The organism is Arthrobacter pigmenti (assembly GCF_011927905.1).
Lineage (GTDB): Bacteria > Actinomycetota > Actinomycetes > Actinomycetales > Micrococcaceae > Arthrobacter_D > Arthrobacter_D pigmenti.
This window is the reverse complement of the sequence record NZ_JAATJL010000001.1, coordinates 259,389-285,554: the sequence shown is the minus strand read 5'-3', so window position 1 is coordinate 285,554 and position 26,166 is coordinate 259,389. Positions and strand designations below refer to the sequence as shown.

Annotated in this window: 23 protein-coding genes and 1 tRNA gene; 7 read left to right on the top strand and 17 right to left on the bottom strand. The window is 63.9% G+C overall.

The window, feature by feature from the left end:
- Positions 1-2 precede the first annotated feature (2 nt).
- Both flgL and BJ994_RS01395 read left to right on the top strand, forming a co-directional pair.
- On the top strand, positions 3-878 hold the full coding sequence (gene flgL, locus BJ994_RS01400; protein ID WP_167990668.1) for a flagellar hook-associated protein FlgL: 876 nt from the start codon (positions 3-5) through the stop codon (positions 876-878).
- Positions 875-1,246 carry a flagellar assembly protein FliW gene (locus BJ994_RS01395; RefSeq protein ID WP_167990665.1) on the top strand — a complete coding sequence of 124 codons (372 nt, stop codon included), beginning with the start codon at positions 875-877 and terminating at the stop codon, positions 1,244-1,246. The genes flgL and BJ994_RS01395 overlap by 4 nt, the downstream gene beginning before the upstream one ends.
- A gap of 82 nt (positions 1,247-1,328) precedes the next feature.
- On the opposite strand, the gene BJ994_RS01390 is transcribed toward BJ994_RS01395, so the two are convergent.
- Positions 1,329-2,168 carry an aldo/keto reductase gene (locus BJ994_RS01390; RefSeq protein WP_167990662.1) on the bottom strand — a complete coding sequence of 280 codons (840 nt, stop codon included), beginning with the start codon at positions 2,166-2,168 and terminating at the stop codon, positions 1,329-1,331.
- A 138-nt stretch (positions 2,169-2,306) separates the two neighbouring features.
- On the opposite strand from BJ994_RS01390, the gene BJ994_RS01385 reads away from it, so the two are divergent.
- Together BJ994_RS01385 and BJ994_RS01380 are read left to right on the top strand one after the other, a co-directional pair.
- Positions 2,307-2,804, top strand: coding sequence for an RNA polymerase sigma factor (locus BJ994_RS01385; protein ID WP_167990659.1), 498 nt, complete (start codon positions 2,307-2,309; stop codon positions 2,802-2,804).
- A complete protein-coding gene (locus BJ994_RS01380) occupies positions 2,801-3,904 on the top strand; it encodes a hypothetical protein (RefSeq protein ID WP_167990656.1) in 1,104 nt (367 codons plus the stop codon). The genes BJ994_RS01385 and BJ994_RS01380 overlap by 4 nt, the downstream gene beginning before the upstream one ends.
- On the opposite strand, the gene BJ994_RS01375 is transcribed toward BJ994_RS01380, so the two are convergent.
- The 11 genes from BJ994_RS01375 to BJ994_RS01325 form a co-directional block, all read right to left on the bottom strand.
- Positions 3,901-4,359 carry a hypothetical protein gene (locus BJ994_RS01375; protein ID WP_167990654.1) on the bottom strand — a complete coding sequence of 153 codons (459 nt, stop codon included), beginning with the start codon at positions 4,357-4,359 and terminating at the stop codon, positions 3,901-3,903. The two genes, BJ994_RS01380 and BJ994_RS01375, sit on opposite strands and share 4 nt — an antisense overlap.
- 18 nt (positions 4,360-4,377) lie before the next feature.
- The gene (locus tag BJ994_RS01370) at positions 4,378-5,055 is read right to left on the bottom strand and encodes a bacterial proteasome activator family protein (RefSeq protein WP_167990652.1); all 678 of its coding nucleotides are present in this window, start codon (positions 5,053-5,055) and stop codon (positions 4,378-4,380) included.
- Between the two features lie 23 nt (positions 5,056-5,078).
- Entirely contained in the window at positions 5,079-5,324 is a 246-nt protein-coding gene (locus BJ994_RS01365) for a hypothetical protein (protein ID WP_167990650.1), read from the bottom strand.
- Positions 5,325-5,435: 111 nt separating this feature from the next.
- A complete protein-coding gene (locus BJ994_RS01360) occupies positions 5,436-5,612 on the bottom strand; it encodes a YbdD/YjiX family protein (RefSeq protein ID WP_167990648.1) in 177 nt (58 codons plus the stop codon).
- On the bottom strand, positions 5,612-7,918 hold the full coding sequence (locus BJ994_RS01355) for a carbon starvation CstA family protein (protein WP_167990646.1): 2,307 nt from the start codon (positions 7,916-7,918) through the stop codon (positions 5,612-5,614). The genes BJ994_RS01360 and BJ994_RS01355 overlap by 1 nt, the downstream gene beginning before the upstream one ends.
- A gap of 126 nt (positions 7,919-8,044) precedes the next feature.
- The gene (locus BJ994_RS01350) at positions 8,045-8,284 is read right to left on the bottom strand and encodes a hypothetical protein (protein ID WP_167990644.1); all 240 of its coding nucleotides are present in this window, start codon (positions 8,282-8,284) and stop codon (positions 8,045-8,047) included.
- A 215-nt stretch (positions 8,285-8,499) separates the two neighbouring features.
- The gene (locus BJ994_RS01345; protein ID WP_167990642.1) at positions 8,500-11,277 is read right to left on the bottom strand and encodes an FtsX-like permease family protein; all 2,778 of its coding nucleotides are present in this window, start codon (positions 11,275-11,277) and stop codon (positions 8,500-8,502) included.
- A 2-nt stretch (positions 11,278-11,279) separates the two neighbouring features.
- The gene (locus tag BJ994_RS01340; protein WP_167990640.1) at positions 11,280-12,002 is read right to left on the bottom strand and encodes an ABC transporter ATP-binding protein; all 723 of its coding nucleotides are present in this window, start codon (positions 12,000-12,002) and stop codon (positions 11,280-11,282) included.
- Positions 11,999-12,619 (bottom strand): helix-turn-helix transcriptional regulator, encoded by a 621-nt coding sequence (locus BJ994_RS01335; RefSeq protein WP_167990637.1) that lies wholly within the window; start codon positions 12,617-12,619, stop codon positions 11,999-12,001. Before BJ994_RS01335 ends, BJ994_RS01340 begins: the two co-directional genes overlap by 4 nt.
- Before the next feature lie 76 nt (positions 12,620-12,695).
- Entirely contained in the window at positions 12,696-13,226 is a 531-nt protein-coding gene (locus BJ994_RS01330; protein ID WP_167990634.1) for a tetratricopeptide repeat protein, read from the bottom strand.
- A 26-nt stretch (positions 13,227-13,252) separates the two neighbouring features.
- Positions 13,253-14,224, bottom strand: coding sequence for an NAD(P)H-quinone oxidoreductase (locus BJ994_RS01325; RefSeq protein ID WP_167990632.1), 972 nt, complete (start codon positions 14,222-14,224; stop codon positions 13,253-13,255).
- 77 nt (positions 14,225-14,301) lie between these two features.
- On the opposite strand from BJ994_RS01325, the gene BJ994_RS01320 reads away from it, so the two are divergent.
- Positions 14,302-14,389, top strand: a tRNA-Ser gene (locus BJ994_RS01320).
- Between the two features lie 67 nt (positions 14,390-14,456).
- Here the strand turns inward: BJ994_RS01320 and BJ994_RS01315 are convergent.
- From BJ994_RS01315 to BJ994_RS01300, 4 genes are read right to left on the bottom strand one after another with little or no spacing between them, the layout of a single operon-like run.
- Positions 14,457-15,302, bottom strand: coding sequence for an ATP-binding cassette domain-containing protein (locus BJ994_RS01315; protein ID WP_167990630.1), 846 nt, complete (start codon positions 15,300-15,302; stop codon positions 14,457-14,459).
- Positions 15,299-16,372: a FecCD family ABC transporter permease gene (locus BJ994_RS01310; RefSeq protein WP_342450213.1), complete on the bottom strand. Its 1,074-nt coding sequence runs from the start codon at positions 16,370-16,372 to the stop codon at positions 15,299-15,301. Before BJ994_RS01310 ends, BJ994_RS01315 begins: the two co-directional genes overlap by 4 nt.
- Positions 16,369-17,412, bottom strand: coding sequence for a FecCD family ABC transporter permease (locus BJ994_RS01305; protein WP_167990627.1), 1,044 nt, complete (start codon positions 17,410-17,412; stop codon positions 16,369-16,371). The genes BJ994_RS01310 and BJ994_RS01305 overlap by 4 nt, the downstream gene beginning before the upstream one ends.
- A 13-nt stretch (positions 17,413-17,425) precedes the next feature.
- Positions 17,426-18,472: an iron-siderophore ABC transporter substrate-binding protein gene (locus tag BJ994_RS01300; RefSeq protein WP_245192222.1), complete on the bottom strand. Its 1,047-nt coding sequence runs from the start codon at positions 18,470-18,472 to the stop codon at positions 17,426-17,428.
- Positions 18,473-18,624: 152 nt separating this feature from the next.
- Here BJ994_RS01300 and BJ994_RS01295 point away from each other — a divergent pair, with 152 nt between their 5' ends.
- Both BJ994_RS01295 and BJ994_RS01290 read left to right on the top strand, forming a co-directional pair.
- Positions 18,625-19,113: a septum formation family protein gene (locus tag BJ994_RS01295; RefSeq protein ID WP_167990624.1), complete on the top strand. Its 489-nt coding sequence runs from the start codon at positions 18,625-18,627 to the stop codon at positions 19,111-19,113.
- 418 nt (positions 19,114-19,531) lie between these two features.
- Positions 19,532-24,004, top strand: a complete 4,473-nt coding sequence (locus tag BJ994_RS01290; RefSeq protein WP_167990622.1) for an ExeM/NucH family extracellular endonuclease — start codon at positions 19,532-19,534, stop codon at positions 24,002-24,004.
- Between the two features lie 198 nt (positions 24,005-24,202).
- Here BJ994_RS01290 and BJ994_RS01285 read toward each other — a convergent pair whose 3' ends face one another.
- The gene (locus BJ994_RS01285) at positions 24,203-26,125 is read right to left on the bottom strand and encodes an FAD/NAD(P)-binding protein (RefSeq protein WP_167990620.1); all 1,923 of its coding nucleotides are present in this window, start codon (positions 26,123-26,125) and stop codon (positions 24,203-24,205) included.
- Positions 26,126-26,166: the final 41 nt, after the last annotated feature.

Genomic DNA, 26,166 nt, shown 5'->3' with positions numbered 1-26,166 from the left:
CGATGATCGGCCGCATAACCAACCAGACCATGGCGCAGACCGCCCAGCGGAACCTGCAGGCCAACCTCGCGCGCCTGGCCGAACTGCAGGACCAGGCATCCAGCCGCAAGGCGATCAACCGCCCCTCCGATGATCCGGCCGCCGCGGCCGATTCCCTCCGCGTCCGTGCAGACCTGCGGGCAACCGAACAGTACGCGCGGAACATCGACGACGGCGACGCCTGGCTCACCACGCTGGACGCGACCCTGGGATCCACGAACGACGTCCTCGGCCGCGCACACGACCTGACCCTGCGGGCCATCAACGGTTCAATCTCCCCCGCCGCCCGCGAAGCGCTGGCCGTGGAAATCGAATCGCTGCGGACCGAGCTGTTTTCCCTGGCCAATACGCAGTACCAGGGACGTACGGTGTTCGCCGGCAATTCCGACGCCGGGACCGCCTTCAACGAGGACCTCACCTACAACGCCTCCGGGCCGGTGGAGCGCCGGATCGACGCCGGGACCACCGTCCGGGTGGATGCTGATGGGGCCACGGTGTTCGGTGTGGGCGATGCTTCGGCGTTTGCGCTGCTTGATACGATTGCCGCGGACCTGCGCAGCGGGGGCGGCGTCTCCGCGCACCTGACCGCGCTGGAAGACAGGCTTGCGGCCGTCCGGGCGGAGGTTACGTCGGTTGGATCGCGTCACGGACGCATACTGGGGGCACAGGAGGCCACGGTGGAGAAGTTGGGCGCGCTTGAAGCGCAGCGCGCGGGCGTCGAGGACATTGACCTGGCGCAGGTCATCCTCGACATGAAGCTTCAGGAAACCTCGTATCAGGCAGCGCTCGCTGTGACAGCGCGGGTTCTGCAGCCAACGCTCATGGACTTCCTGCGATGAGCGGCCTGCGCTTCACATCTCCGCCGCCCGGGCTGGCACCGCTGGTGGACTTCAGCCTTCGAGCCATTGACGGCGCCGAAGGGCTGTACTCCCTTGAGTCCACGGAGCAGGCCGGCGTGCGGCTGTTCGTGCTCGATGCTTCCCGCTACTTCACCGGTTACGAACCTGCGGTGCCGCTTGCGGATCGTGCCGGTCTGGGTCTGGAGGAGGCCGACGAACCGACCGTTTTCGTTGTCGCGAACCCGGGTGGGGACGGCACAACCGTGAACCTTATGGCGCCGATCCTGGTCAACCCCGCAACGGGAGCGGCCACGCAGGTGATTCTCGACGGCGGGCAGTGGCCCATGCGGGCTCCACTCGCTGCGTAGGTTCACGTTCAAGCCCAGAACGCGCGAGGCGCCCCGCGGGAATGAGCCCCCGGGGCGCCGTCGTCGTTTGTTGTTGTTTCGCTTAGGCGAAGTCCGCCGTTGCCGGGTTAGCGCCGATGCGGCCGACTTCGCCCTTGTCGAGGGCATTGATTGCCTCGATGTCATCGTCAGTGAGGGTAACGTCCAGCGCGCCCCAATTTTCGATGATGCGGGACTCGGTCACCGACTTCGGAATGACCACGCTGCCGAGGGCCAGGTGCCAGGCGAGGACAACCTGCGCGGGAGTTGCGTTGCGCTTCTCGGCAATGCCTGCGAGCACGGGATCGTCCAGGAGGCCCTTGCCGGACCCAAGCGGCGACCAGGATTCGTGCAGGATTCCCTTCTCGGTTTCGAAGGCGCGCAGCTCGGCCTGATTCAGGTACGGATGCGTCTCCACCTGGTTGATCGCGGGCACCACGCCGGTCTCGTCGATGATCTCCTGCAGGGCCTCGACCGTGAAGTTCGAGACACCGATGGAGCGCACGCGGCCACGCTTCTGCAACTCGATGAGGGCCTTCCACGTGTCAACGTACTTGCCCTGCTTCGGCTGCAGCCAATGGATCAGGTACAGGTCGAGGGTCTCAAGGCCAAGACGCTGCATGGACCCTTCGAATGCCTCGAGGGTGCTTTCATAGCCCTGGTCGGCGTTCCACAGTTTGGTGGTGATGAACAGCTCGTCGTAGCCGAGACCGGAGGAGGCGATAGCCCGCCCAACGCCGTCTTCATTGCCGTAGATCTTGGCGGTGTCAATGTGACGGTAGCCGGCTTTGAAAGCGCGCCCGACGACGTCCTCCGCAGTTGCGTCGTCGACCTGCCAGACGCCGTAGCCGAGCTGGGGGATGATGCGGCCGTCGTTGAACGTCAGGTTTGGTGAGGTACTCATGTATCCCTTTCAATAGCTGCTTGCGTTCCGAAGGATGGCAACCTGGGCGGGATGGGAAGTATTCCTGCGATTGCTGTAACAGATGGCCCGGCAACCGGACATTAATGTGTATGGTCACAAACCGCAAGGGGGACACGGATGACTTCGACGACGAGGGCGCAGCATCGTGAGCGGCTTTTCGCGCAGACGCACCGGGAGCATCATGACCGTGTGTACCTGTACCTGCGCCGCCGGACGGAATCGCACGAAACCGCGGAGGACCTGTGCGCTGAGACTTTCCGGATCGTGTGGCAGAAGCTTGCTGCGGGTTCGGAACTGTCCGCAGGCATGCTGTTCGGGGTCGCCAGGAACGTGCTGCGGAATCATCAGCGATCCCAGCGACGCTTCGCCCGGCTGGTGGACCGCATTCGGGAGGGCTTCGACCGGACGGAGAACCAGCCGGACCACGTCCATGCTGCACTAGCCCGGCTCAAACCTGCGGACCGCGAGATCCTGATCCTCACCTACTGGGATGGCTTTCCGATCTCAGAAGCAGCCGATCTGCTCGGCTGCACGCCGGGAGCCGCCCGCGTGCGGCTCCACCGTGCCCGCAAGGCATTCGCCAGTTACCTCTCACGCACGGGAGAAACACCATGAACATCGAACGCATCCTTTCCGAAGCCGACCCGGCACGCAATGTCCCCGAAGACGAATTGACTGCCAGCCGCCGTCGTGCTTTCGCCCAGGCAACCACCGACGGCGCCGTCCACTCCCTCAACGACGGTGCGGTCATTACGGACTCGCGTAAGAAGCCCGGCGTTTCAGCCGCGTCGCCTTCGCCGCTGTTCGCCCGGTTGGCTGCGGCCGCCATCGCGGTCATCGCGATTGTTGCGCTCGGTGTGACGGCTACCCTGTTTCCGCGTCCCGGCGTTGACGTCGCAGAGAACACGTTGGCCGTGGAGAAGCTCTTTCAGGAGGCTGCAGCGGTTGTTGCGGGTACACCCTTGAGTGCGCAAAGCCAGGGAGGCGCGAACTCTGAGACGCTCCGTTTCCAGCTTGAGGTTGACGTTCAGCAGGTCCTCAAAGGGGGAATCCCCACCCAATCCGTACTGTTCGACGTCACCGGCCATCCGGCAGTAAACGCTGACACAATCGGGGAAGCGAACAGCGGAAGTCTCTACAAGCGCGCGCAGCTGTTCTTTCTGGACGGAACGAACAAACTCGTTGAAAGCCCACTCGCCATGCTCACCGTTACCAACAAGCGGACCGGCGCAGTCGTGGATTCTTCAGGGGACCCGGTAGCGCTACCCGAGCAACTGCGCAATCAGCTGACCCTGCTGCCCGTAACCGAGGTTCCGTTGGAAACGTCCGGTATGGGAGCCGGTCAAGCCGTGGACGGGGAGGTTCTGGGCCGGGTTCCAGGTGCGGCCCAAGAAGACCCGGTCTTAGGTGTCATCCAGGGCGAGGTGGGCGAAGAAGGCGCCTGCTTCTGGTACGAATTCGAAGGGCAGCGCTGGTATCTGGTCTGGCCGGAGGGTTTCACCGCGCACGTCGCTGACCTTCCGAGGACCTTCATGGGCAATGGCCCCACTCCGATGGTCCTCAATGAAGCCGGTTACCCCTACGTGGTTTCGGGTTTTCCGACACCGTTCATCGAGGGCCGGACGCGGCCCGGCGAGGAAAGCACGTGTAACGGCCTGAGCATGCCGGTGGCGGAAATCGCCGTGGAATCGAATTCGACGCTGCTGAGGTTTTAGTTGCTGGTCGCGCCGAGTAATCGTTCGGCTTCGGCCACGTCTTCGGCGACCACGCCGGCACGGCGCCGCACGTTGTCCAGTCCGGCCGATGCGATGCCCCAACGTTCGCCGTCGAGGCGGGCCATGGCTGCCGCCTCCGCCGTCGTCGCGAGCGCGTTACCGGCCCGGGACAGTGCCCGATGCACCTGGAGGAGCGCGCCCGGAATGTCGAGGCCCTCGCTCGGCGACTGGGACTGCGCAGCAACGCAAACAGTCCGCACGCGTGGCAGCAGCTGAACCAGTTCGTTGGCGAGCTCGGTCAGCTCGTTGTACACGGCGTCGTCGTCCACGCCCTCAAGAATCTGGTGGTAGCGGTCGAGGCCGCGACGGAAACGGTCGTGGGCGCGCCGCCACACACCCGAGCCCAGCTCGGCGTCATCCTTGCGGCCCTGCCGGGCCGCTGCGAAAAAAGCCATCGTGTCCGGGAAGTTCGTCTAGAGGTACTGGCCGGGACCGTGTGTGTCGGGCTTCTGCCCGGTGGCCTGCCTGGCGCCCGGCGCGCGCCTGGGTTCGCCGTCATCACCCACGACGACGCCGGGAGCGATCACCGTGCCGGGCGGCAGCTGCTTGAGCTGAAGCTGTGCGGCCAGCTGCTGATTGACCATCTGCTGGGCCGCGAGCGCCGTCTGGATGCCATGAAACAATCCCTCCAGCCAGCCGACCAGTTGCGCCTGGGCGACCCGCAGCTCAGCGTCAGTGGGCACGGAATCGTCAGTGAACGGCAGATTGATCCGGTGCAGTTCCTCAACCAGCTCCGGAGCCAGACCGTCTTCGAGCTCGCGGACCGAGCGCTCGTGGATCTCGGCCAGACGCGTGCGCCCGGCATCATCCAAGGGTGCGCTGCGGACCTCTTCGAGGAGTTGCTTGAGCATCGTGCCGATGCGCATGACCTTCGCGGGCTCATCGACAAGCTCAGTGAGCTTCGCTGGCTTGCCCTTTTCGCTGGGGGAAGCGTCACTGCGGGGGACGCCGTCGTCGTCGTTCTGTTCGGGTAGACCACGGCCCGCATCCAACTTGCCGAGGAGGACTGCGCCCTCCTGGTTTTCCTTCGCCGCCTGCTCGGGAGTGACAGTGAGGTGCTCGGGCTGCTGTTCCGGCTGCTGATCGGTCATGGAGCTATGCTCTCACGGCAGGGTTACTCCCTGTCTTCGAGCTCTTCCTCACGGCCTTCCGCGTACTCGCCGGCCGGGCTTTGTCCCGGGACCTGCTGGCCGGCGTTGAGTTGGCCGGAGGTGAAGTGTTTCCCGGAGAATTCGGGGCCGCCGTCGTTCTCTTCCTGCGGGATGTTGACGTCCTCGCGCAGGTGCTCGTCCTCGGACTCAGCGGCGGGCGTGGGTGCGCCGATGTCCTCGCGCAGGTGTTCTGGAAGGTTCTCAGTCATTCATCCAGCAAACCATGATGACTCGATTCTGCGCTAGGAACTTTTGTGCAGGTTTGGCGGGTTCGGTGCGCTCCGAACCCGCCAAACCTGCACGAATCTTCCTCCGCCGGGTCAGCAGCAGCGGCCCTCCGGATTGGCGTCCTGACGGTCCGCCTTATCCCGCCAGAACTGCCGCTCAGTCATTGGTGGCTCACCGCTGTGCGTGGTGGCGTGATGGTTGAGGTATTGCTGGTACGCGTTCTCCCCCATCACGCCCTTGAAGAGCCAGATCAGCTCCTTCACGCTCATCAGTGACCTGCCCGCGCCGGCTTCTTGTCGTGCGGCAGGTTGGCCCACTGTGCCTCGAGTTCCTTCTCCGTCGACGTCGCAATGAGGCCCGCCGGGGCGTAGGTGCGCGAGGGCACGGCGGGATCTTCCATGCTCGGTCCGCCGCCGGCCCGGTACGCCTTGATGGTGGCGATGATGGCCGTCGCGATCACGATGATGGACAGGACCACAAACACGATGGACAGGGTTCCCTGGATGAACGTGTTGCGGACAACCGCCTCCATGGCGGCCACTGTGGGTGCGTTCCCAAAGCTCTCTTCGCCCGCAGCGAGCGCGTCACGGAAGGCGAAGTGCTGCGCCCAGTAACCCACGGCAGGGACCGCCGAGAAGATCTTGAGGAACGACGCCGAGATGGTCACCACAGCGGCGAAGGCAAGCGGTGCCGCCGGGATCCACAGGTACTTGAAGGCGCCCTTCTTCGCGCAGATTGCCATGCAGACAGCAAGTGCAATTGCCGCTAGCAACTGGTTCGCTATACCGAACAGCGGGAAGAGCGTGTTGATGCCGCCGAGTGGATCGGTAACGCCCATGATGAGGATGGCTCCCCAGCCGGCCACCATGATCGCCGTACAGATCCAGGCGCCGGTCCGCCATGAGGTGTCCTTAAATTTCGGAACAAAGTTGCCAATGCTGTCCTGCAACATGAAGCGCGCAACGCGGGTGCCGGCGTCGACGGCTGTCAGGATGAACAGCGCCTCGAACATGATCGCGAAGTGGTACCAGAAGGACATCATCCCTGCCCCGCCGACGAGGCCCTGCATGATCTGGGCGATGCCGACTGCGAGCGTCGGCGCACCGCCGGTGCGGGACACGATCGATTCCTCGCCCACGTTGGTGGCGAGGGTGCTCAACGCATCCGGTGTGAGGCTGACGCCGGTGAGACCGAGGCCGTTGACGAAGGCGACTGCGCCCTCGATCGTGCCGCCGGTTGCAGCTGCCGAGGAGTTCATGGCGAAGTAGATGCCACGGTCGATCGAGAGTGCGGCAACCAGTGCCATGATCGCAACGAAGGACTCCATCAGCATTCCGCCGTAGCCGATGAAGCGGGTTTGGCGCTCCTTCTCGATCATCTTCGGCGTTGTACCGGAGGAGATCAGCGCGTGGAAACCGGACAGCGCTCCACAGGCGATGGTGACGAAGAGGAACGGGAACAGCGTGCCGGGAACCACCGGGCCGTCGGCGCGTCCGGCGTACTCGCTGAAGGCGGGTACGTTGATTTCCGGGCGGACGATGATGATGGCGACCGCGAGCATCACGATCGTGCCGATCTTCATGAAGGTGGAGAGGTAGTCGCGCGGTGCGAGCAGCAGCCATACCGGGAGGATCGCGGCGATGAAGCCGTAGATGATGATGCCCCAGGCGATAGTAATGCGGTCAAGGGTGAAGACGGCGACGCCCCACTCGGTCTCGGCAATCCAGCCGCCGGCAACGATGGCGAGCATGAGGAGCGCGAAACCGATCAGCGAAACCTCGGTGACTTTGCCGGGGCGGATGAAGCGCAGGTACACACCCATAAACAGCGCGATGGGGATGGTCATGGCCACCGAAAACACGCCCCAGGGACTTTCGCCGAGTGCGTTGACGACCACAAGGGCGAGGATCGCGACGATGATGATCATGATTGCGAGCGTTGCGATAAGCGCGGCTGTTCCGCCGATGACACCGAGCTCCTCACGCGCCATCTGGCCGAGTGAACGGCCACCGCGGCGCATGGAAAAGAACATGACCAGGTAGTCCTGGACGGCACCGGCGAGTACGACGCCGAGGATGATCCAGATGGTGCCCGGCAGGTAACCCATCTGGGCAGCGAGCACTGGGCCAACGAGCGGGCCGGCTCCGGCGATGGCTGCGAAGTGGTGTCCGTAGAGGACTCGGCGGTCGGTAGCGGCGTAGTCCTTGCCGTCAGCCTTGTATTCGGCGGGTGTCGCCCGCCGGTCATTGGGCTTCAGGAGCTTGCGCTCGATGAACTTGGAATAGAACCGGTAGGCGATCAGGTAGGTACAGACCGCCGCGAAGACAAACCACATCGCGTTCACGGTTTCGCCGCGGACAATCGCAAGGACGGTCCAGCTCACGCCGCCCAGCAGCGCGATTCCCACCCAGATGGCGATCTTCAGCGGGGTCCAGCCGCCGTTCTCCTTCTCCGGATCCACTGCCGTGGGTGGGAGGTCCGGATCCTGGACGACGACGTCGGCGTCGTTGTTTTGCTGGTCTTCGTTTTGTTGGCCGCGTGCCCCCGCGCCCCGGCCGGGGTTCTTCTCACTCATGGTGCTCCCTCGAAAGTTGAGTGCTTAACTCATCGAAAGTAGCGCCTCCACGATTGAGCGACCGCCCCTTCGGCAGGGCGGTCGCTCAGTGGTGCAATGTTTGAGATGAACGGTTGGTGCTAGCAGCTAGTGCGACCGATCGTCGTGTCCGTCACGTGCGTTGGAACCTTCGCTGAGGCTGGAGTGCGTTTCGGTGCGGGGGTCGGGGCCCTCGTTGGCGGTGTCGCGCTCGTTGTTCTCGACGCCGTCGGGCACCTGATCCGCCATGTTCTCGGCCCAGTTCTCTGCGGCGCTTTCCAGCCCGGATTCCTGATCCTTGCCCGGTGCCGCCTGATCCGGTTCGCCGTCTGCCCTATGCTTGGCCATGATTTCCTCCTTGGGACGTCAGTGAGGATTAGCTTGTCATACCGTCCCGGTTATACAAAGCAGCCTTATTGTCTGGTTACTGTTTGGGCGTAACCAACTGCGCGCAACTGGCGGATCCGTTTCCTTCCCGCAAACGGAGGTGCCTCGAATCTACGTCGCGCGCAGGAAGTGAACGGTTCCGTTGCCCGAGTGCCGGAACCCTCCGCTTGCTCAAGTTACTGCAGCAGCGCCCGCCGGGTCATCGGAAGCTTCGCGCGGGTGAACAGCCAGGCCGCGCCGGCGCCGATCAGCGGTGTAGCAATCAGCAGGGCGAGGAGCGGCAACCACGGAATTACTAGAGCAACCCCTTTGGTGACGGGGACGCCCGCGAGGATAGGTGCAAGTCCCACGGCAGCTCCAATGACGGCACCGGTCAGCGCGGTGAGTCCCGCCTGTGATGCGGCGTACAACTTCCGAAAGCGTGGATCCGCACCAACTCCGGCAAGCGTTGCGTTGTCAGATTTCGCATCGACTACCGCAAGTCCTGTGGCGATTGCCACCGAGATCAATGACAGGAGGATTCCCGCCCCTGCTATCGCCCAGAGCATCATGCGTAATGCCGGATCTGGGCCGAGAGCCGCCGTCACCCGCACGAATGCACCGTCAGCAATCGCGTTCAGCTCCGCTTGAACGTCATTCAGAAATGTCGGTTCAGCGTCCTGTGGATAAGGCATGAGAACGGCGGTCTCTATTGTTTCGAGGTCCAGGGCTTTCGCAGCCAGCGGACTCATTATGCCGCCGACTCCAAAGAACTCATCCGGCCGTTCGACAACGGCATCGATCGCAAACTCCCGACCGGCCTCCTCGAAGTTCTCAGCGGAAAGCCCAACAGAGGCTACTTCGAAGGTTGCCTCGCCCTCGTGGACAAAGGTCTCGGTGAAGGCCACCATCTTTCCGTCCTTCAATGCCTTCACGGACTCCGCGGCTGGTTCATGCCCCAGCAGCATGCGCAGATGCTCTTCATCGCCGACAGCGATGGCGGGAAGAATTGTCGTTCCGACAAATTCCTCCTGCTCACAACGCCAATCCTCCGGATCAATGACGTTACCCAAGTCGGTTCGCGGGCATTGATTGTCCGGATGAATTACCATCCGAAGCCTTTCGCAGGACTCCTGAGCACAGGTGAGCTCAAAGCCGCTCATGACCAACCCTTCGAGCGGTTGACCGAGTTCGGCCTGGACTATTTCCTGCACGTCGGCTGGGTCAAGCGGCGGCTGTGCCTCCTCCGCGGTAATCGCAGCGAATGCACCTGGGTCGAGCCCTATGGCCAAGGTCTGATCCGGCGACGTCCAGTACTGGTTTCGTTCGGAGTAATCCATACTTACCGCCGCGAAGGTAACACCCAGTGTTGCAAGCGCCGTCGTAGCGAGTACCGCCGCTATGGCGGGAACGCTCCGGCTACGATTTCGCGACGCATCACGAATCGCCATCCGCCCTGCCGGAGGTAATGGGTGAGAGGCCCGTGCAAAAGCATCCACGAGCTTGCCGAGCACCAGGACGGTTCCAACGATCAATGCAAGCGCCCCCGCGCCAATAAGCCCTATAAACCACGGAGCGCGCTGGGGATATATGTCGGGATCCTGGCTCGATGCGCCCAGAAACACGCCTGCGCCACCAATGAGAAACGCCAGCAGTAATACCGCAAGTCCTCCGAAAAAAACCTTCCGGGTGGCAGGGTGAACGCCGGAAGCGCCCTTCAGTGCAGCGAAGGCGCTGGCCCTCGAGACCGAGCGCGCAGGAACCCATGCTGACACCAGTGCTGCCAGCGCACCCATGGCAGCTAGACCGAGCAGGATCAGTGGGCTCAGGTGGATTGCCCAGAACATGGACTGCCCACTGTCGATAGATCGCCACGCAATGAGTGTCGCAATTGCAGTGCCGAGAATCATTCCAACGACTGCGCCGATTCCGCCAAGTACCAGCCCCGAGACAACAACTACGTCCCTGATGGTGCTGCTCTCAGTGCCGGTTGCGGAAAGTAGAGCGAGCGTCTTGCGCTGGCTCTTCACGCCGACCGCAAAAGCCGCACCAGCGAGGAGACTGATCCCCGCTAATGCGAGCACGCCACCAACCACGACGGCGAGCATCAAACTTACGTACTGCGTAGATCCGCCCACACTCCACGCTGACCATGGGGCGAGGGACTCAGGCGGCGGGTCTTGAACCACGGCGCGTGAATAAACGGCGACTCCTTGTTCGTTCATCTGAAGAACGTCATCCCACAACAGCGGCTCACCACCAAGAAGGTAGATTGTCTCGCTGAACGGCGTGCCCTCCTGGTTGGTGCTCTCAACAAGCGGATGACCTTCAACGAGGTACACGACCGGTAGCCCATCGTCGGTCCCGTAAGCCCTGAGTGTTCCCGTGATCAGGAGGTCCGTGTCAAGCAGAGTCAGGGTTTCGCCGATCTCCAGACCGAAATCACGCAGGACACCCGGGCTGACGAGAACCTCATCCTTTGCTGCGGGAGCCGAGCCCTCAAGCACAGTGAAACGATCCTTGAAAACGGGGTGAAGCACATCCAGAGATTGCACTCCCACCGGGTAGGCGCCGTTCTCGATGTAAAGCATGCCGCCCCGAGCGGTGAGAGTTTCGTACCCCGCGGGAACGACGTCCGCGACGTCCGCAGACTCCCTTGGAGTCTCCCCGACGCCAATCGGCGTCGGTTGTGTTATTCCCCATTCGACAGGGTGCTGCACGGACCCCGGCGGGAAGCTGGCCTGAAGCTTCGCTGCCGCTGACCCCAGTTCGGATCGGATGCGCTCCTCAGCGGTGGGGAGCGCGCTTTGGATCAACGTGGCGACACCTGTCATGCCGAGAACCGGCAGCATAATCAACGCAACAATGAGCAAGCTTCGGCCCTTGTGCTGCAGGATGTCCCGCCATGCCAGCCGAAACGCCAGCCGGGCACGATGTCGTCGGGCTCCCTTTACCGCACCAACCTCCACGCCCATTTCTAGAGCCCGCTCTGTGCGAGCAGCGACGCCGGGTCCTGAGCCGCTTCCGACTCGTCGATAATCCGCCCGTCGCGGATGAAAATAACCCGATCCGCCCAAGCCGCATGCCGGGCCTCATGCGTGACGAGCATGACGGCGGATCCCTCATCAGCCCGATGCCGCAGAACGCCCATGATCTCGTCGCCGGTCGCGGAATCCAGAGCACCGGTTGGCTCATCAGCCAGGATCAGGTGCCTGTCCCCCACGATCGCCCGCGCAATCGCAACGCGCTGCTGCTGGCCGCCCGACATCTCGTCCATGAACCGATCAGCAAGCGCCTCGATTCCTACCTGCCGCAGCGCGTCTTTGGCCTGCCGCTGCGCCTTCCGGGTGGGAACGCCGTCGAGCTCGCGGGGCAGCGACACATTCTCGGACGCAGTCAGGGTGGGCACCAGATTGAAATCCTGGAACACGTAGCCAACAGCCCGACGCCGGAGCCTCGCCAACTCATTCAGCGTCAGCCCGCTAAGGGGCGTGCTTTCGACATAGATCTCACCCGCCGTCGGCCTGTCCAGTCCGCCAGCGAGCGCAAGCAGCGACGACTTGCCGGACCCGGACGGCCCCATGACCGCCACGAACTCACCTTTGCTGATGGTGAGGTCTACATCGCGAAGGGCAGCTACCGACGTCGCGCCTTCGCCAAACGTCCGTCCAACCCCTGCAAGCTGGAGCACCTGACTCATTTTCTTCCCCCATGGATGTGTAAATTTTTCTCCGCCGCGGCCCCGGACGCGGAGTCCCCCACACTCCGCGTACGAGGCCGGGCGGCATTTTGCGCACTGAGTTGCAGCATCCGTGATTCGCAATGATCAAGCCACCGAACCTCGGCTTCCGTGCTATAGATCAGGGAATCCAGCACGAGAAGCCAGGCGGTGTCTTCCGGCCGATCGTGCGCCGCAGTGGTGCGGCGCGCTTTCGTGTAATCCTGCAGCGACCGCATTGACGCGGCGCGCTGCGCCTGGATTACAGCCTGTACATCAACCCCCGGAAGGGTCACGGCGAGCGCCAGTTTGATGGCTAACTCATTGCGGGGCGGATTCGTTGCGGCGACCGGCTTCGCGAACCAGTTCCGCACTTCCTCCGCGCCCTCTGCGGTGAGCCGGTAGATTACGTGGCCGTTGCCGTCGTCGCCGTCATTGGTCACAAGACCATCGCGCTCCAACCGGTCCAGCGTTGTGTACACCTGTCCAATGTTCAGCGGCCAGGTTGAGCCCGTTCGTTGCTCAAACTCGGCGCGCAATTGGTAGCCGTACCGCGACTGCTCCTTCAGGAGCGCCAACAGACTATGGCGTACGGACACGAGATCCCCTTTGCATACTCAGTATCTAACGGAATCAGTTTTACATACTGGGTATGCGGTTGGGAATAGCGACGCGCTATTGGTTCAGCAAGTCCTCCGCGTAAGCACGGGCGGAACGGCCGAAGCGCGGCAGGTGATCCGCGAGCGCAGTCAACGCTACCGACAGGGCCTCGTCCTTCCGATCGGCGGAGTGCAGCGCGAGGGCTAGAAAGACCGCCGTTGCGTCGTCACGTTCCTCACCATCGCTCAGCATGGCGACGGCGTCGTCCGGCCGTCCGACGTTCCGCAGTGTGCTTGCGTGTTGGATCCGCATCTGCGCCGTGCGCTCAGCATCAAGACCCTTCACCAACGCTCGTTCGTAGTACTCGAGCGCGTCATGCTCCCGCCCGACCGAGTCGAACACGCCACCCAGCTCATAGTCGGCGCGCCCGTCCTGGTACGGGCACTGCGAGGCGAGTTCGCGCATGAGCGCGACCATGGCATCAGCGTTATCGCCGTTGAAAGAGGCCCAGAAGCCGGCGATCTGGTCCTCCCAGTTGCTTCTGGAGGCGTCTGCCGGCTGATCAGGAGAGGTGATGTCGAATTGGTCAGGCTTCTGTGCGGGCATGCGCCTACTGTAGCCATGGCCGTTGACTAAACGGTGAGCAGCACCTTTCCTCGGTGCTCACCGGAGTCGAAGTATTCGTGCGCCGCGACCACTTCCTCCAGCGGGAACGTCCGGTCAACGGGCACGGTTATGGACCCGTCGGAAATCAGCGGCCAGACGTGCTCACCTACCGCAGCCATGATCGCCGACTTCTCCTCCACAGGCCGGGACCGCAAAGTGGTGCCAGATACCGAAGCGCGCTTCGACAGAAGCGCGCCAAGGTTCAGTTCAGCCTTCGCGCCACCCAGCAGCCCGATGATCACCAATCGCCCGCCAACTGCCAGCGCATCGACGTTTCGCTCCAGGTACTTGGCCCCGACGACGTCGAGAATCACGTCCACTCCCTTACCGCCTGTCGCTTCGCGAACCTCGTGCACGAAGTCCTGTTCCCGGTAATTGATGCCTACGTCTGCGCCGAGGGAGCGGGCGAAGTCCAGCTTCCCGTCCGATCCGGCGGTGACAAGCGTCCGCGCGCCCAGAGCATGGGCAAGCTGAATCGCCATCGTGCCGATCCCGCCGGATGCACCGTGAATAAGCACAGACTCCCCGGGTTGCAGCCCGGCAGTCAGCACGAGGTTCGAATATACGGTTGCCGCGACCTCGGGTAACGCAGCCGCGGAAACCAGATCAACGCCGTCGGGCGCTGGAAGTACCTGCCCGGCAGCTACCGCGACCTGCTCCGCGTAACCGCCGCCGGTCAGAAGCGCGACGACGGCGTCGCCCACCTGGAAGTCCGAGTCTCCGGGATTGTTGATCCGTCCGGACACTTCGAGCCCGAGGTAATCGGGGGCCCCGAGGGGCGGCGGGTAGAACCCCCGCCGCTGCTGAACGTCTGCCCGGTTGAGCCCGGCGGCAACGACGTCGATCAGCACCTCCCCGGCTTTTGGCTGGGGAGGTTCGACGTCGGCAACCTCCAGCACATCCGGATCACCGAATTTTCGCAGCACAACGGCTCTCATGAAGCTTCCTTTCCGTCGCAGGATCGCTTGCGGGGGTTTTGAACGCACCTACCCTGCATGAAACACTATTCCCGTAAGGAAGGTTGTCCGAGCGGCCGAAGGAGCTGGTCTTGAAAACCAGTGGACGGTAACCCCGTCTCAAGGGTTCGAATCCCTTACCTTCCGCGTTACACCAAGTCAGAGGCGGCTTCCGCTGGTCCAAGAGGGCCTGCGGGGCCGCCTTTGCTGCGGGTCAGGCCTGATCTGTGGCCAGGCTGCGTTCCCCGGCAGCGCGGTCAGCGTGGTACCGGCCCACCGGGATCATCAGGGGTTTGCCCGAGACCGGGTCAGTGATGACTGTGCTCGTCATGCCGAAAACGTGCTTCACCAGGCCCGGCGTCAAAACCTCGTCGGGGCACCCGCATGCGGCAAGTTTCCCCGCGGACAGGGCTATAAGGTGGTCGGCATACCTGGCCGCGAGGTTAAGGTCATGAAGCACCATGACGACGGTAGTTCCGTGGGTGCGGTTGAGCTCGGTGAGCAGGTCGAGGACTTCGACCTGGTGGCTGACGTCGAGGAACGTGGTCGGCTCATCGAGAAGCAACACCTCGGTCTGCTGCGCAAGAGCCATTGCGATCCATACCCGCTGCCGCTGGCCGCCGGAGAGTTCGTCGACGGCACGGTCGACGAGGTCAACGGTGTCGGTCGCCGCAAGAGCGCGGGCTACGGCCTGGTCGTCGGCCGCGCTCCAGCGGGCGAACACACGCTGGTGCGGGTGCCGCCCCCGCCCCACGAGATCGCCGACGGTGATCCCCTCGGGAGCAATCGGCGATTGGGGTAGCAGGCCAAGCCTGCGTGCCAGTTGCTTGGCCGGTATTTTGTGTACAGCTTCCCCATCAAGCAGGACGTGACCTGCCATAGGAGCCAGCAGCCGCGACATGGAGCGCAGCAACGTGGACTTGCCACAGGCGTTGGGACCGACAATGGCGGTGATTCGGCCCGGCGGAATAACCAGGTCGAGGTCTTTGATCACCGACCCGCCGTCGCCATAGCCTAGGGTCAGGCTTTCAATGTTCAGGCGTGGCTGCGAAGAAGTCACAGCATACCTCCAACCCGGTTGATTCGGACAATGAGGTAGACAAGGTAGGGCGCGCCCAGGATGCCGGTCACAACGCCCACTGGCAGCCGAACCCCGAACGCATATTGCCCCGCAAAGTCCGCCACCAGCGTGAGCAGCGCACCTACCAGCGCTGACGGGACCAACAAGGAGCCGTGAGGACCCACGATGCGTGCGGCGATTGGTCCGGATAGGAATGCCAGAAAGGCGATCGGCCCGCTGGCTGCCGTGGCGACACAGGCTATTACGACGGCGGCACTAATCGTGAGCAGTCGCATCCGTTCGACCCGCACTCCGAGGCCGGAAGCGGCGTCGTCTCCCAGTCGCGAGACCGACAGGTTCCGGCTCTGGATGAGGATCGCCGTGCCGAGGACCGCGAGGACAATGAAAACGGGCACCGCATCGCTCCACAAGGCTCCATTGAGGCTGCCGGTGAGCCAGCGCAGGGCCTGGGCCAGCTGGGTGTTGGTTGCCCGCTCAAGCTGCCATGCGATAACGCTCTGCATCATCGCGGCCACACCGATGCCGATCAGAATCAGCCGGGTACCGGCGGCTCCGCCGCGACGATAAGCGAGCAGGTAAATCGACAGGGCGACGATGAGGCCCGCGGCCACAGCCAGCCCGGAGACGGTCAGCCCACTCAGCGCGAACGACACGATCGCTACGGCCGCAGCGGCACTGGCACCCTCGGTGACACCGATGACGTCGGGGCTTGCCAGTGGATTGCGCAGCAGGGTCTGGAACGTCACCCCGGCAAGGCCGAAGCTCAGGCCCACCAGCACGGCCAGGACGGCACGCGGGAGCCGGAGCCGCCCCACCGTGAAGGAAGCCCCGGGGACGTCCTCACCGAGGATTACCCTCACTACCTCGTGGGGAGGGTAATGGGTCTGGCCGAACATCAGGCTACCGGCAAACGCAGCGATGACCAGCAGTACCAGAAGCGCAATAATCCGACGCCACCGGCGGGTGCGGGCATGGCGACTGGCACCGACCCTCTCGACGGTGGGCCGGAGCGCTGAATCTTCGGGCAGGGCGGTGTGAGGTGCGATCACAGCTCGCGCATCCGTCGTTGACGCACCACGGCAATGAAAACGGGGGCGCCCAGCAGCGCGGTGATGATGCCGACGTCCACCTCGCTCGGCGGCGCCACTACTCTACCCACCACATCGGCTGCAACGAGCAGGCAGGCGCCGCCAAGGGCACTGAAGGGCATGAGCCACCGGTGATCGACGCCGACAATGAGTCGACAGAAGTGCGGCACCACCAGACCGATGAAGGCGATGGGACCCGTTACTGCCGTGGTGGCGCCGCACAGCACCACACCGCCGGCAGCCGCAATCAGACGAGTGCGCGTTACGTGCTCGCCCAACCCGGAGGCCAGGTCGTCGCCCAAACCGAGCATGTTCAAGCCGCGTGCGGTCCCGGCACAGATCAGCGTTCCAACCGCGAGGAACGGCAACAGTCGAAGGAGCCCTTCATCGGTTGCGCCCCCAACCCCGCCGATCTGCCAGGAAACAACGTTCTCGGAAATATCCGGACGCGGCAGGACAACTGCGGTCACGAAGGAGACGAGGGCGGCTGCAGTCGCTGCCCCCGCAAGCGTGAGCTTGAGGGGAGTTGCACCACCGCGCCCGAGCGAACCGACCAACCAGACAAAGGTTGCTGCGACGGCCGCGCCCGCGATCGCCGTCCAGATGTAGCCTTCCGGTGACGCGAGCCCAAACCAGGCGATCCCGGTGACCACCGCGAGTGACGCACCGGCGTTCACACCAAGGATCCCGGGGTCAGCCAGTGGATTTCGGGTGATGCCCTGCATGACCAGACCGGAGACCGCCAGAGCGGCGCCAGCCACCGCAGCGAGGAACGTGCGTGGTATCCGTTTGGCGACCGCCGCCTGGTCCATACCGTCGGTCGACCCGGTAAGTCCGGCCCAGATATCGGCGGCGCCGACCTCCCGCGAGCCAAAAGCGATCGAGGCTGCACAGATGACGGCGAGGAGCCCGATCAGTGCAACTAGCGCGACACCGCGCACCCGCCGGGATTGGCGCAGGGTTGCAACAGTCCCCGGGGGTGCGTCAGTGGCGATGTTCACGTGGCGGGGGTGCTTACTTGCCTGCGCTGCCCGCTACCGCATCGGCGAGCAGTGCGACGTAGTCCTCGATGAGGTACGGCAGCGACAGGGCGGTCGGGTTGGCCGCGGTGCCGATCGGCTTTGCACCGTCGAGGTTGACAATGGCGTCGTTCTTGACCGCTGGCAGCTGGGAAAGCACAGGGTCGCCGTTGAGTGCGTCGATCAGTTCCTGACCCCCGTAGGTGACGACTACGTCGACGTCGGAAAGCTCGTCGGCCCGTTCGGTACTGATTGAGCCGGCGAAGTCACCGCCATCACCCGACGCCTCGACGATGCTCGGCGCAATCGCCATGCCGAGGTCCTCAAAGAACTTGGTGCGGGTGTCGGCAGCACTGTAGAAGTTGATCTCGCTCAGGTCAGTGGGATCGACGTGGGTCATGAACATGCCGTTGGCACCTTCAAGGTCGGGATGCTCGGCGACAGCATCGGCGATGGTCTGCTCAAGGTCGGCGACAAGCTGCTCGCCTTCCTCCTCCTTGCCGAGCGCTGTGGCGTTGATCTTGATCGACTCCCGCCATGGGGTTGCCCAGGGGGCGTCGGGGTAAGCCACGACCGGCGCGATCTCGCTCAGCGTCGCGTAGTCTTCCTCGGTCATGCCTGAGTAGCCGGCGAGGATCAGGTCGGGTTCGGTGGCGGCGACGGCTTCGAAGTCGTAGCCGTCGGTCTCGTCGAAGAGCACGGGAGTCTCCGCGTCGAGCTCCTCAAGCTTGTCCTCGACCCAGGGCTGGATCCCGTCGCCGTCGTCGTCGCCCCATGTCATCTTCGACATGCCGACGGGCACAATGCCGAGGGCAAGGGGGACCTCCTGGTTGGCATAATCAACCGTGGCGACCCGTTCAGGTTGCTCCTCGATGGTTGTAGTGCCGAGCGCATGCTCAACGGTGATTGGCGTCCACCCAGCGTCCGAGCTGCCCCCACCCGAGGAATCCTCAGGTGCGCTGCTCTCTGAGCCGCACGCGGCGAGGCTGAGGGCAAGAGTGATAATGGCCAGGGGCGCCGCGAGCATGCGGGAGCGAATCAAAGGAACCTCTTCCAGGGGAGTACGAGTTAGGCAAGGCTTACCATACCATGCGGGAAACACCGCTCAGACGCCCCCAGCGGCACACGATGTCGCCGTCCTTATCGGATAGGCTCCCCCAAGTGCCGAAAACAATGCCGAGGAGCTCTTCATCGATGAACGAGCGTTTCCTGCTTGCCGCCGCCCTGGCCCTTTCCGCTGCTGTGCTGAGCGGTTGCACCGCTTCAACGAATGACGACGACGGCGCGGCGCCGCCCAGCGCGCCAGCTCCTTCGCAGGCTGGGGTTTCCGAGAATAATCTGGAGGCAGGTCAATGCATGACAGACTCCGGTACCGCGGCGGAACCGAACATCGAGGTTCTGCCCTGCACCGAGGAACACGCGTTCGAAGTCTTCGCTACCACCGAGCTTCCGGAAGGCGACTATCCCGGCCTCGGTGAAGCCGATGCGCAGGCCCAGGAGTTCTGCCGCAGCGAGTTCAGTGAGTTCATCGGCGTCGAGTACGACGCTTCAGAACTCGACCTCCAGTACTTCTACCCTGTGGAGGAAGAGTGGGCCGCCGAGGGCGGCCGCAGCGTCATCTGCCTGGTCGGCCAGCCCGCAGGCGCTACCGCCCAAGGCATCCTGGAGGGCTCTGCCCGATAGTTCCCAATGGCAAGCAGGCGTGTTTGAATGTGTGTGGCGTCTGTGTGGTCCAAGTCACTAAAGAGCGATCTGGGCTGGACGCTGCAGTCCGACACCACCGGACCGACGATGGGAAACGCTCACATGCCTGTTGCAAACTTGGCACATCTTTCACCGCGGCGCATTCGGGGGACCTGCCCGCTCTGAAGACGCTGACGTACATCAGCTAAACGTTTCCGCCGTTGATGGTCTCGACTCCGCCGATCCGTTCCCGCACGGTAACCACCCGTTCATTCCGGAGTGGTTTGCTTTGTGGTGACCGAATTGTCACCGGCACCATCTACCGTCACTCTCGTGGCCACATCCGCCGACGCTCACTGCCGAAAGCGGGTATCACTCGCGGCCGTAAACCGGCCAAAGTCAAGGAGAAACACAACGGATGAAGAATTCGTGGAGGGGCGCGCTGTGCTCGGCGCTGTCGGTAGGGCTGCTCGCCTCACCGGTGGCGGCCTTGCCTGCCAGCGCCGAAGAAACCGTCGAGGCCCAGGCAGGCTCCGGCGTCGTCATCAATGAAGCCTATGTGAACGGCGGCAGCGCCAACGCGCCGTTCACCCACAAGTTCGTGGAGCTTTACAACACTACGGATGCGCCGGTCAGTCTTGACGGCTGGTCTCTGCAATACCGCGCGGCGGGTACCGTCACCGCGCCAACCGGCGTCGCGGAGCTTAGCGGGAGCATCCCGGCGAACGGCTACTTCCTGGTTCAGGGCGGCAGCAATGACAGTTTCGGTGCTGCTCTTCCTGCACCGGATGTAACCACTGGTCTGAATTTCAGCGGCACACGCGGAACCATCGTGCTGTCGAACCAGCCCGGCGCCGTCGATCCGCTTGCGGTTGGCTCCGTTGTCGGTGCACCTGGTGTCGTGGACCTGCTGGGCTACGGTTCCTCCAACACCTACGAGACCGCGGCGGAAGAGGGGCCGGGCGGGACCACCAACCCGCTGTCCATGAACCGCTCAGACTTCGTGGACACCGACAACAACAAAGTCGATTTCACTGCGCTCGACGCCGTAACTCCCACCAATGCTGCCGGCGACCAGGCCGGAAGCGAACCGGAACCCGACCCTGATCCGCCGACGCCCGGAGAAGTCATCCCCATTGCGGAGATCCAGGGCAACGGTGCCGCCAGCCCCTACGCGGGCCAGACTGTCACTACGCGCGGCGTCGTCACGGCTGCCTACCCCACCGGCGGATTCGATGGGTACTACATCCAGACTGCAGGCACCGGTGGAGACCTCGGCTCTGACCACGCGGCATCGGACGGCATCTTCATCTACTCGCCCGAAACCGTGGAGAGCGTCGCCGTCGGTGATTTCGTCGAGGTGACCGGCCTTGCAGGTGAATACTTCGACCTGTCCCAGATCACCGTGAACGCCGGCGGCATGACCAAGCCAGCTGAGGCGGCTGTGGCCGTCAAGGCTTCATCGGTGGCCTACCCGGCGGACGACGCCGGCCGCGAAGCACTCGAAGGCATGCTCGTTCACCCGACAGGCGGATTCACCGTCACCGACAACTATGCGTTGAACCAGTACGGTGAAATCGCGCTGGCGGTGGGCGATTCCCCGCTGGTGCAGCCAACGGAAATTGCTCCTCCCGGTACGCCTGAGAACGCTGCCGTCGCCGCCGACAACGCCGCCCGCGGCGTGAAGCTCGACGACGGCGCCACCACCAACTTCCTGAACAGCGCCAACATGGACCAGCCGCTGCCCTACCTCACGCCGGAGGAGCCCGTTCGGGTGACCTCGTCCGCGACGTTCACGGCACCTGTCGTCCTTGATTTCCGCAACAGCTCCTGGAAGTTCCAGCCGCTGACTGCCCTCACCGCAGCGAATGCCGCGGACGTTCAGCCCGCCGCCTTCGAAGGGACCCGCCCCGAGGCGCCGGAGAACGTTGGCGGCAACGTCAAGATCGCCTCATTCAATGTGCTGAACTACTTCACAACCACCGGTGACCAGCTCACGGGCTGCACCTACTACGAGGACCGCGATGGCAATCCCATCACGGTGCGTGGCGGCTGCGATGCCCGCGGCGCCGCCAACGCGGAGAACCTCGAACGCCAGGAAGCGAAGATCGTTGCGGCGATCAACGGCCTGGATGCCGACGTCGTCTCCCTCGAGGAGATCGAGAACTCGGCGAAGTTCGGCAAGGACCGCGATGAGGCCCTCGCGACGCTCACGGCGGCGCTCAACGAAGCGACGCCTGGTGTCTGGGACTACGTCCGCTCCCCCGCGGACCTTCCTGCACTGGAGAATGAGGACTTCATCCGGACCGCCTTCATCTACAAGAGGGCGGCAGTCGAAACGGTCGGCGAATCAGTCATCCTCGATGACAACGAGGCGTTCTCGAACGCCCGTAAGCCCCTTGCGCAGACCTTCAACGTGGTGGACGGTGATGAGTCCACCAGGTTCCTCGTGATCGCAAACCACTTCAAGTCGAAGGGTTCCGGTACCGGTGAGAACGCGGACCAGGGCGACGGCCAGGGCGCTTCGAACGCTGACCGTATTGAGCAGGCAACGGCGCTTGTTGCGTTCGCTGACCGGTTGAAGACCGAAGAAGGAACCGACAAGGTATTCCTCGCCGGCGACTTCAACTCCTACTCGGCTGAGGATCCTATGCAGGTCCTGTACAACGCCGGGTACGTCAACCAGGGCGCGAAGACGGACGGATACTCGTACGTCTTCTCGGGCCAGGTGGGTTCGCTCGACCACATCCTCGCCTCGCCGGCTGCTGATGCAACCGTCTCCGGCGTCGATGTCTGGAACATCAACGCCGTGGAATCCGTGGCACTGGAGTACAGCCGCTACAACTACAACGCCACCAACTTCTATGAGCCCAACCAGTTCAGGGCCAGTGACCATGATCCTGTGATCGTGGGCCTGAACCTTGTCCCGGAGGGCACCACCACCGAGCTCAACCTGATGGGCATCAACGACTTCCACGGGCGCATCGACGCAAACACGGTGAAGTTCGCGGGCACCATCGAGCAGTTGCGCGCGCAATACGCCGAAGAGAATTCACTGTTCCTCTCGGCGGGCGACAACATCGGTGCGTCCCTGTTCGCCTCCTCTGTGGCGCAGGACAAGCCGACGATCGACGTCCTGAATGCACTGGACCTCAGCGCCTCGGCAGTGGGCAACCACGAGTTCGACGCCGGTTTCGAGGACCTGAGCGGCCGGGTCGCCGAGCTCGCGGAGTTCCCCTACCTCGGCGCGAACGTCTACGAGAAGGGCACCACCACTCCGGCGCTGCAGGAGTATGAGATTGTCAACGTCGGTGGAATCGACGTCGCCGTGATCGGTGTCGTGACCCAGGAGACGCCGTCGTTGGTCAGCCCTGACGGTATCTCCACACTCGACTTCGGCAATCCCGTTGAGGCCGTCAACCGTGTGGCGGCCCAGATCGAGGAGCAGGACCTTGCCGACGTCATTGTCGCCGAGTTCCACGAGGGTGCCGGCGACGGCGTCGTTGAGGGTTCCACGATCGAGGAGGAGGTCGCCGCAGGCGGCGCCTTCGCCGAGATTGTCACCGAGACCACGCCGCTGGTCGACGCCATCTACACCGGTCACACGCACAAGCAGTACGCGTGGGATGCACCGGTTCCCGGTTCTGAGGGCGAGACCCGCCCGATCGTTCAAACCGGTTCCTACGGTGAGTTCATCGGCCACATCACCCTCACCGTGGACAATGCCACCGGCGAGGTCGAGTCCTACACCGCGCAGAACGTTGCCCGGACCACCACCGACGACGCCACGCTGGTAGCCCAGTTCCCAAGGGTTGCTGAGGTCAAGACGATTGTCGACGCCGCGCTGGCCGAGGCGGAGGTCATCGGCAGCCAGCCGGTGGGATCGGTAACCGCTGACATCACCACCGCGTTCGTGAACGGCAACCGTGATGACCGGACCTCCGAGTCGACGCTCGGCAACCTGGTGGCCGAGTCGATGAGGGCTTCGCTCTCCGCAGCGGAGCGCGGTGGTGCGGAGATCGGCGTCGTCAATCCGGGCGGTCTGCGCAATGAGCTCTACTACGGCGAGGACGGCGTCATCACTTACGCCGAGGCCAATGCGGTTCTGCCGTTCGTCAACAACCTCTGGACAATCACCCTCACCGGTGAGCAGTTCAAGACAATGCTCGAGCAGCAGTGGCAGCCGGAAGGCAGCTCCAGGTCGTTCCTGGCGCTCGGGCTCTCGGACAACGTGACCTACACCTACAACCCGGACCTCGCAGCAGGCTCCCGCATCACGTCGGTCACCATCGACGGCGCACCGCTGGACCCGGCCCGCGACTACCGGATCGGCACGGTCAGCTTCCTTGCCCAGGGCGGCGACAACTTCACCGTCTTCCGGGAGGGCACGGACGTTCGCGACTCAGGTCTTGTGGACCGCGACGCCTGGATCAACTACATCCAGGAGAACAGCCCGCTGTCGCCGAGCTTCGACCGCCGGGGAGTGATCGTCCGGAACGCACCCGCTGAGGTAGAGGCGGGCGCCGAGGTTTCGTTCAGCGTTGCCAAACTTGATCTCACCTCTCTTGGCAGCCCGGCGAACACCACCCTGACCGCAACCTACATCAACGACGGTGGGGTCAGCACCGAACTGGGCACCACCCCGGTTTCAGGCGGCGCGGCCGAGGTAACGGTCACAGTGCCGGAGACCGCGGTGGGCGACGGACGGATTGTCCTGGTTGCGGAGGAATCCGGAACCACGGTCACCCTGTACGTCACCGCGGAGTCGGCACCCGAACCGCCGAACTGCGTTCCGCCGACCAAGCCCACCCGATGGTGGGACTTCTTCGGCTGGATCCGCTACGGGTACGAGTTGATCGAGTACCTCAAGTGCCTCATCGGCCGGCCATAGCGGCGTAGCCCGACCAACGGCTGAGCGCGAAAGCGCCGGAAGGCGCTCTTCCCCGATTCGCTGGGGAGGGGCGCTTTCGCGTTGCGCCTCCCGCATCGACTCTCCCCAAATGGTGCTTCTCAGGGCGGAAATAGCCCTCAAAACGCCCATTTGGGGAGAGTCGATGCAACCCCTTGAGTCGATGTACCTGGAGGGGCCTTAGGAACCGCCGAGGATTGCCCGGGCAATGTCGTCGGCGTCACGCAGGGTTCGGCCCCCGGCGTCGAGCGACGCCCCAGCTTCGGCGGCGATCGCCGTTCCCCACTGCACGGAGGTGAGCTGCAGCCCAAGCACATACAGTCCCTCCTGCACGAGCCCGTTCGCACCAAGCGCCTGGTAGGGCGGCTTGGTCACGTCAAGGCCCGCCGACAGCTCCGGCACACCGTCCTCCGACATCATCGCGCGGGCACGCACCAATCCGTCCTCCAACAGCCGCCGCAGCAACACCGAGCGGTTGTACACCACCCGGTTGGCCGGCATCACCGCTTCCACCAGCACACCGGCGTCGTACGTACCGCCCTCCACCCACGGGGAGGTAACCGTGAACCGGCTTCGTCCGCTGTCGAGTTCGAAGCGCGGCGCCGGCCCGGCGAAACGCACGACGCCGGCCCTCGCCAATGCCGCCAACTGTTCAATGCGCAGCGCCGGCGGCCCACTGGCCAGACCCTCAACGAGAGGTTCAAACCACCCACGCAACTCCGCGGTCCAGGAGGCCTCCGTGAGCCCGCCATCGGAAACCACCTGCTTGATCACGGACCGCCCGGCGTTCATCGCTCCGATGGCCATTTTCAGCGGATCATCCTCACCACGGTCTGATCCGGCTGCGTCTTCCTCCAAATACTCCAGAACCGTCCGGTTGTACTCCTGCGCAGAAGCGAACCGGCGACGCCCGAACGGCCGGGCAAGCGCCTCCAGATCCAGCCGGTCCAAACCGGACACGTGAGCATCAAGGGTCTCTTCAAGCTTGGCTGCCCAGTCGCTGTCCGGTGCATCGAGTGCATCCTGGAGCTTCTCCAGAAAGCCCTCACCCAGTCCGGCAGTCCGGGCCAAAGTGCAGTAGTACGCCCAGACCGCGTCACGGTGAAGCAACGGCCACAGGTCGTGGTCGAACCCGGGTTGGACCCCGTCCGCAGCGAAACTTCCCGCCCGCTCAAGCGTGCAGTATCGAAGGTTGACGCTCCGCGGCACATACCTGTCCAACTTCGCCTTCGCCCGATACGGGGTACCCCGGCGCGACGCCGCGATGATGAGCGGTTCCCGACCCGACGGTTCATAGGTCAGCGCGCAACCCGCAGGCTCGCCGCCCGGTACGAACCGGCCTCCGCGCCCCTCGGTGAGGTGCGTCATGATGTCAAAGAAGTTCAGGCCCAGGCCGCGAACCAGCACCGGCTTACGCGGAGGAAGACGGTTCCAGTCCACGTCTGCAGGCACAGCAGGTGGCCAGTACTGCAGCCCAAGCCGCGCGGCGCCGTCGCGCAGTGCCTCCTGCTCGCGGTTCAGCTGCGCCGGAAGGTGCCCCATGGCCAGAACGACGGCGTCCGCCTCCAACGCCTCGTCCTCGCCCAGTTCTACCCGGAATGCCGTTCCCACACGTTGTACGTGGCGCGCCTCGACCTGGTGGACGACGACGTCGAAACCCTCGCCGAGGCAGGACAGGACGGAGACGTAGACCCAGCGCAGGTAGCGACCGTACAGTGCCCTGCTTGGGAAGCCGCTGGAGGTCAGCGCTGCCAACTCGGCGCGATCCTCATCGCTCAGGCTCTCATCGGGCGAGACGAGCATTCGTTGCCGCCAGCCGTCGAAGCACACCGGAACCAGCGATGGCGCGCGCCCGGAAGCAGCCTCGCCAACCGGAACCACCGTAGGAAAAAGCGCCGGCGTATTCATAAGAAAGTGCCTGGACTGATCCGGACGCCAAACGTGTCCCGGCCCCGGCTCGTACGGTTCCACAACGTGGACCGTCAACCTTGGCCGTCCTCCCTCAGGAAAGGCAGACCAATTCGCAGCCAACCGCTCAAGCACGGAAGTGCCACGCGGGCCGGCGCCGATGATGGCTACCTGCAGGCCGCGCGAATTGTCCATCCGTCTAGGTTATCGGCCTTCAAACGCAGTCGAAGTTCACC